The organism is Moorena sp. SIO3I6 (genome assembly GCF_010672095.1).
On sequence record NZ_JAAHHU010000251.1, the window covers coordinates 1 to 6,952 of the forward strand.

A 6,952-nucleotide genomic window follows, 5' to 3' on the forward strand; every position below is an offset into this window, starting at 1 on the left:
TTTAACACTTACTGCTGCTTCCCGTCGACAGCACGTCTTCTGTCTTACGCTTACGAACTCCCTACTCCCCACTCCCCACTCCCGACTCCCTACTCCCTACTCCCTACTTCCTACTCCCTACTCCCTACTCCCTACTCCCTACTCCCTACTCCCTACTCCCTACTCCCTACTCCCTACTCCCTACTCCCTACTCCCTACTCCCTACTCCCTACTCCCTACTCCCTACTCCCTTTGCTATATAACTAACTAATTTAATTGGCCTCTAAAAATTACTGTTTAAATTGGTAAAATTTAATTTTAGCATAAATATTTTTCAAGTGCTTCTTAACCGTGTTGAGAGTAATGAGCAATTCATCAGCAATCTCCTGATAGCTGTAATCAGCACGACGCAGTAACCAAACTTCGGCCTCACGAGGAGTCAAGTCATATTTATTCACCTCTGCGATCGCAAAACTCTCAGCATATTGATCGTGATTTTCTAGTGTTACTAAAATGCAGGGATTTTCAAAGGAGTCTAAGGTGAGCTTAACGGCTCGAATCCGAAAAGATGTTGAGGGATCAGTAATAATTTCAGACTCGATAATTATTGACTGATTTGGATATAACTCACAGCTGTCGAGCACAGCTTGGCAAACACGCCTGATTTCTTTGGAAGGTTAGATTTTGACCTATCCACTGCCAGTTGAGCACAAATAAAGCGACCATAGCAATTGCTATGAACTAACTCTCCCTGAGCGTTCAGAATCAAGACACCATCCATTAATCCTTCTACTACCCCTTGTAAGAGAACACCGTTAAACTGTCTTGCCTGAGTATTCATCCTCTAGACCTATGTGAACGTTACGAATCTGCAACAGAGCAGGTCCCTACTACAGGTACCTACTACAAGTCCCTACTACAGGTTCCTACTACAATCCATAGGTGCAGGGGCTTTGAGCTTATGCAGTAGCTTATCGAGTTCTGGTATCACTAGTTCACAAGAGTGGGTCAGTGTTGAGTTGTAAGCATATGCGCTACGCGCAGGCTACGCCAACAGCAGTCAGCGGTCAGTGGTCAGCGGTCAGCGGTCAGTGGTCAGCCTTGTGGGACAGGCTTTGGCCACGCTACGCGAATGGCCACGCTACGCGAATGGCCACGCTGTGCGAACGATGCATCGGACCTAACCCATAAGCTGATAGCTGATAGCTGAATGCTTACCTCAGCACTAGTGTCATTCATTGAAAATTTAGAAACTGAGTTAGAAAAGGTAGTATAAAAAGACTCAGAAGGATAATGACAATCATGAATAACTTTAATGTCAATCTATCGTCGTTATCTGGTTCATTCCCTGTAGATTTAAGCATGTTTATCAAATTCGAATTATCTAAGGGCTTCTTCCACCATGGTCTTTTTTGTCTTTTTCGTGGATGTTTTTCTGTTTGAGTCATTGGCACTTGGGTATTAGTATTCGGAAGTTTTGATATTAGCTTAGTCATGGAATAGATTTTATTCAAAATAACTCCTAGATTAAATATTTTTTTTGGAGAGCGAAACTATAGTAAAACCAAACTAGTATTGACGGGAAAAACCACGGAATCAATACTAATGCTGAGATATAAACCTGCAATACAAATAATCCGTATATTCCTGTTATAATTACCAAGGTTAATACCTGTTTATATCGCTGTAATAATGTTTTTTTTACCAGGATAATAGTAGTCCATTTTCCTAGTAATGCGGCTAGTAAAATTCCCCAATAATCAGGAATCAAAACTACCCGATGCTGCCGGATTATATGGTTCACCATATAAGCAAATACTTCTCCTCTAGTTAATACTTCCAGGCACTGCTTTATATCCTGTTCAACAGGTTGATAGTAATGGCACCAATAGCCAGCAACTGACGGAAAGTAAAAGTCATCTTCGGTGTCATTGTAGTCACCATGGGTGATGATAACAACTTGCTGCATCACATGCTGTTGGAGTTCTGGATTAGGCACGGGAAAATTGAGAAGTTCCTTAGCTGTAATAGATTTGTAGACTTGTCTAGGAGGAATAGAAAAGTCAATAATGGAAGCTAGTCCAAAAGGAGGAGCAGATTGATGGAAAGGAATCAGCCCTTGATTGTGAGTCTTTCTTTGCTTTAGATAATCACTGACTTGGGACTGAAAATCTACTGTACTGTTTAATGTTGGCTGGGGTAAACTATCTGAAGATGACTGGTGATTGAGCAGATAAGCTACTGCTAGCTGATAAGCAAACGGACATGACTCGTCGATACAGGTGGGATCTAGAGGCTGTTCAATAGTCCAAGGCTCAAATTCTATGTACCCTTCTAAACTCCATTTGCGACTAGCGACTTTATCTTGTTTATCTGCTGCTAGCACAAACCAAGTGTTATGCTTTTCCACAGCAGAGCGAATCGCTTGATCAAGGTTTTCGTATCTAGGTTGGTAGATATGCCGACTGTAGTAAATGCCGATTACTTGAGCATTCAAGGCGTATAGGTGTCTTACCAACTTGGCTAAGTATTCGGAATCAATCAACTTACCTTGTGTGCTTTCTATTGCTTCATCAGCTTGATCTAGAGATTCCTGATCGATAGCAACTAACAAAACAGGCGCTAAGGTATTCTCTGGTACTTGATTCGTAAAATTACGATAGGCCGCTTGAACAAAGGCTCGGATGTCGAACAATAATTCGACTTGAATAGCTGGGATGACACTAAGCAGTAAAACTGTTCCCAATGCGATCGCTTCTGGTCTGGTCGGTAACCACTGCAGCAGCATTTTCTTCCAATCAAATCGCTCAATGCGATAGGGAATTAAACCGGGAGGATTAAATAAAGAAGGGAGCAGATAGGCAGAGGGATAGGCAAATTTCTCTACGGATTGAAGATGTTGACAGGCTTCGAGTAGTGCATCGTAAACATCTCTATGGTCAGCTAGGGGCTTACAGAACTGCTGGAGAAAACTCTGAGCCACATCATTGCGAATGGGTTCCCGCATCACTATTACCTGTAACCCAAGTTTAATCAGAGAGTTGGCAATGCTCAGACCACTGCAGGAGTTGAAAATGGCCAGCTGCAATCTATGTTCCCTAGCTTGAGTTAATTTTTCTTCGAGTTCACTAATCGACAGGGATATATTCGGAGCGATCGCAAGTCTTCCTCCTGTGGTTGTGGTTTCATCGCTATGTCCAGCAAAGAACAGCACATCCCAGCCTCGTTGATCACAGATGGCATTAGCAATTTTGGTTTTGATATCGATATGGTTTTCATGGGGTTGCCAGGTTACTCGCTCGACCTCAGCAATAGACTTAAGCGATCGCACAGCTTTCCAATCGTCCTGCAACGGTAGTCTGGGATCATCTCCGAAGATAGCTAGAATACGGGTTTTTCTACGGTGCGCGTTCCCTAGCGCTTTGAAAAAGCGCGGGGTCGCACTGCAAGCTGTCAGGGGCTTAGTACAAGCAATGGGATCCGGATTATCCATAGCGCTTCTGAAAATGCGAACCCTCCCCACAGGTGTGCCTTCAGGAGCAAGTTCCCAAGTTTCCCATGGTAACCGTTCCATTTCTATAGAGTCACAAGCTACGAAAATATCAACACTGGGGTGAGTACCAATCCCCTTGCCATCTTTCGATATCAGTTGAGCAACACGAGTCAATTCGTCTCGAATCCGCTGTTGAATCTTACGAACCTCGCCTTCTCCTAACCAACGCTGGAAAGCATTGACGAACTCTCTTTCTGCCTCCATCAAATCATAACATGGGTCACCTGAACCAGGATTAATTCTGCCACTATCTCCTATAAGTTTCACTGACGGTAATTCGTAAAACCTAGTGTAGCGCTGTCGCCACCGTTGATAACATCTTTGTATTTCCTTGGAATAGTTTAGACTGGCAGATAGCTGCCTTATCCTGTTATCCCATAGCAGCAAAAAAAAACAAGATTTATCATCTGTTTTACACCAAATTTTTAGTTCAAAAACAGTATTCATTACCCAAAATAATCCTCGTTGTTTTATATGGTTGCCGGTTACCTGTTCTAACTTTAATACTCCCTACTCCCTACTCCCTACTCCCTACTCCCTGTTTAATAAATAACTTAAATGCTGTTTAACTAGGCTCGAATGCATAAGGAGATAAGGTCTGTGCTGAACTATCCGGTGGGATAATGGTCACCACAAATTTTTCATCTGAGCGTCCTTCCACACGGGCAAACAAAAATGGATCATCAAACCCTGATACAGGCTCATGTATAATAGACCTTAGATTGCTAACTTGTAGCTTGAATCCATCAGGTAAAGGAGTACCCAGCTGGGTTCCTAAAATTACCAGCAATGACCATTTTGGTGGAGGAATTGGAGAGTCAATCGCCCAGGTTACCGCACATAGTCGTAAAGCAATTTCACCTAAATCAATGTCCTGATAGGATCGACCTGGTTCGGTAGGAATGTCCATTCCTTGATATCTAAGCTCGTTAATCACATTCTCGAATTTATCAATTGACCGAAATACCGATAAATTACCAGTAAGGGTTTGAGGGATAAACAATCCTAAACCTTGGGCAAATTCATCTAATTTACCCTCCAACCATTGTTGTGTATTGATAGCCTTTTGAGTTAGGATAGTAAATACTTCTGTAATCCGAATCGAAAGGGACGTTGTTCTCTGTGGAGTTAGTTGCCATTGATATAATAAATCCAGTAATTCAGGACTTTGGAGTATAGTCAGCCCTTGCTCCCAAGTTAACGTTTGCCAAAGAGTTTGCTCAGGATATTGTAGGCGTTCTAATAATGTTTCTAATGTTTCCAAGTCAGGTTGGTTAACAGATAGCCTAGGGAGGTAATTAGGGTAAGTTACTGGTAGCTCAATGGCAGCGGAATCCAAGAAACGTAAATAAAATAGTAGGTGATTTGGCTCAGAATCAAACAATGACAGAGGTAAACTATAGTTCCAATCAACTTCAGGATGTAAATTACAAACTTGTCGATAATTAACCAGTTCGTCGTAACGGATAAAGCCTCGAATAATAGCAGTTTCTAGCTCTTCTTGCACTTCAATCACAACATAGAAATGAGCAGCAAAGTCTGGTAAATCAATGGCGGCTATCGGTACAGTTCCCACTTCATCAATTAAACTCTCACTGGTAATTAAACAAAGCTTAAATTCGCCTACTATAAGATTACATACCGCTTCAATCACATTAGCGTATTTAGGTTGTCGTAAAGAACAACAATTCTCATAAATCAAAATATTAGCTAACTTTTCCTCTAACCATTGTGTAAAACTAAGTAATGCTAGTCCATTCAGATAGGTTTGCCATTGGCATGCTTCTGAGATGACTTGATTACTCATTTGTACTGCTTGCTCAAACTGTTCGGACTCTAACCAAATACATTCTGGTTGCACAAGCCTGAGGTCGGTGGAATTAACAGAATAACTAGTCATGATTTTCCTGCTTCAGTGTCTCAAGGTAGCGGCATAGTCGCTGGGTATATAGGCTATTAGTAGAACACTTTTTCCCTGTCATGATTTCTGCAGCTGCTTCTTGGAAGACTTCAGCATCCACGAAAGCTTCTAGGTGTTCCATCAGGTTTCTGAAATAGTCTGGATCCCTAGACATATTTGCCAGATTAAACTGATGTGCTGCATGGGAGATAATGTGGAAAAGTTTGTCTATTGTCCAAAACCGCACCCGATTGAGCAGATCCTTTGGATTTAGCACCCGGCTCACTTGGGATTGATTGGTCATTCCTAAAATAGAGGCAATCTCGGTTTGAGATTTACCGTGACAGTAGATCAGTTCAAGACCTGATATAACCTTTGATGCAAAACGGGCATAACTTCGACTGCGCTCTAGCTTGGTAATACGGTCAGTTAGCCCTTGCTCTATCCCCAAATCCAAACAAGCTATGAGTTGCTGACCACAGAATTGCTGTAATTCTTGTCGTGCGATCGCATCTAAAGTGTTGGTGAAATTTGGGTCTGGTAACTCTCGGTCGCGTCTAGTATCCGAATCCGACACCTCTAGGGGTTCCGATGGCGGAAATCCGCTGCGAATCCATATGTCATATTGCCTTAGCAGTCTGGCCAGATGTTTGAGTTCATCCCTCAGCTGTGCTAGAGAGTTGACAATTACCGATTTTTCCTGCAAGAGGTGTCTGATTTCTTCAAGTTGAGACTGGGTGGGATCCGGACAACGTCTAGCTTTTTTTGCTGGCTGTTGGCGTCTGTCCCTACGGTAGACTGCATGAAAGGCTTCTAGGATATTGCGATCGCGTGGCAATAGTTTTTCAAATTGTATCGGTCTAGCTCGATTCAGCAGCGCCCAGTCACTGAGAAAACAAAGTCCCCGCTCCGATAAGAAGTCTTTGAGTTTAGGATTTTGTTTGGTTTGATAGTAGACCCAATCATCTAACCTAGACTTGGATGGAGAATTCAGGTTATATTTTCGTAATACTTCAACCGTAAAAAATTGGTAATCGGTTTTTTTGGTTTCCCTATCCCCATTCAAGATAAGTTGAGTTGTACTATCCTGATCTAAGATGACTAGCACTTTACCATCATCATCAAGCACAAATGGCAACAAATCCCGATAGGTGAAGTCATGGCTAGCGCTATATAAACTAGCCAGTTTCTTGCAAGCTTTCAGGATTGGGTAAGAGACATAGCAACGAAGACAAAGTCCTGCTCTAGCACGACTTATGGCTGACCCAGACGATTCCTCAGGGTGAAACCAGGTGTATAGGGAGGTTTGAATATCCCGATGCTGCTCCACCGACAAATGCGCACCTCTAGGACTTTGCCCGACGCTGCCGCGAACGGTCAATCGCGTTTCTGAAGCATCTAATTCTAGACACTTCTGTTGAAAAAACTCCCATGCCAGCGGTAGTAACAGTTTTTTGTAACCACACCCAACACTAGCAGGATCAAGTCTTAAAATTTCCCAATATCTCGATAGAGGCACC

The 6,952-nt window shown here is 42.6% G+C and carries 7 protein-coding genes; 2 read left to right on the forward strand and 5 right to left on the reverse strand.

Features of this window, described 5'->3' with window-relative positions; translation table 11 throughout:
• Positions 1-246: hypothetical protein (locus F6K49_RS32975; protein WP_293103417.1), on the forward strand; the 246-nt coding region annotated here is incomplete at its 5' end.
• 23 nt (positions 247-269) lie between these two features.
• Here the strand turns inward: F6K49_RS32975 and F6K49_RS32980 are convergent.
• Positions 270-623: a helix-turn-helix transcriptional regulator gene (locus F6K49_RS32980; RefSeq protein ID WP_293103421.1), complete on the reverse strand. Its 354-nt coding sequence runs from the start codon at positions 621-623 to the stop codon at positions 270-272.
• Entirely contained in the window at positions 584-820 is a 237-nt protein-coding gene (locus F6K49_RS32985; protein WP_293103424.1) for a hypothetical protein, read from the reverse strand. The genes F6K49_RS32980 and F6K49_RS32985 overlap by 40 nt, the downstream gene beginning before the upstream one ends.
• Before the next feature lie 188 nt (positions 821-1,008).
• Here F6K49_RS32985 and F6K49_RS32990 point away from each other — a divergent pair, with 188 nt between their 5' ends.
• A complete protein-coding gene (locus F6K49_RS32990) occupies positions 1,009-1,170 on the forward strand; it encodes a hypothetical protein (protein WP_293103427.1) in 162 nt (53 codons plus the stop codon).
• Positions 1,171-1,501: 331 nt separating this feature from the next.
• Here F6K49_RS32990 and F6K49_RS32995 read toward each other — a convergent pair whose 3' ends face one another.
• The 3 genes from F6K49_RS32995 to F6K49_RS33005 all read right to left on the reverse strand — a co-directional run.
• Positions 1,502-3,979 (reverse strand): CHAT domain-containing protein, encoded by a 2,478-nt coding sequence (locus F6K49_RS32995; protein WP_293103431.1) that lies wholly within the window; start codon positions 3,977-3,979, stop codon positions 1,502-1,504.
• A gap of 118 nt (positions 3,980-4,097) precedes the next feature.
• Positions 4,098-5,432, reverse strand: coding sequence for a DUF1822 family protein (locus F6K49_RS33000; protein WP_293103434.1), 1,335 nt, complete (start codon positions 5,430-5,432; stop codon positions 4,098-4,100).
• A partial coding sequence (locus F6K49_RS33005; protein WP_293103437.1) for a hypothetical protein occupies positions 5,425-6,952 on the reverse strand: 1,528 nt, incomplete at its 5' end. The genes F6K49_RS33005 and F6K49_RS33000, both read right to left, overlap by 8 nt.

Coding starts and splice junctions, on each gene's coding strand:
- F6K49_RS32995 (WP_293103431.1), bottom strand. CDS start 3,979: ATGAATACTGTTTTTGAACTAAAAATTTGGTGTAAAACAGATGATAAA.
- F6K49_RS32985 (WP_293103424.1), bottom strand. CDS start 820: ATGAATACTCAGGCAAGACAGTTTAACGGTGTTCTCTTACAAGGGGTA.
- F6K49_RS32990 (WP_293103427.1), top strand. CDS start 1,009: ATGCGCTACGCGCAGGCTACGCCAACAGCAGTCAGCGGTCAGTGGTCA.
- F6K49_RS33000 (WP_293103434.1), bottom strand. CDS start 5,432: ATGACTAGTTATTCTGTTAATTCCACCGACCTCAGGCTTGTGCAACCA.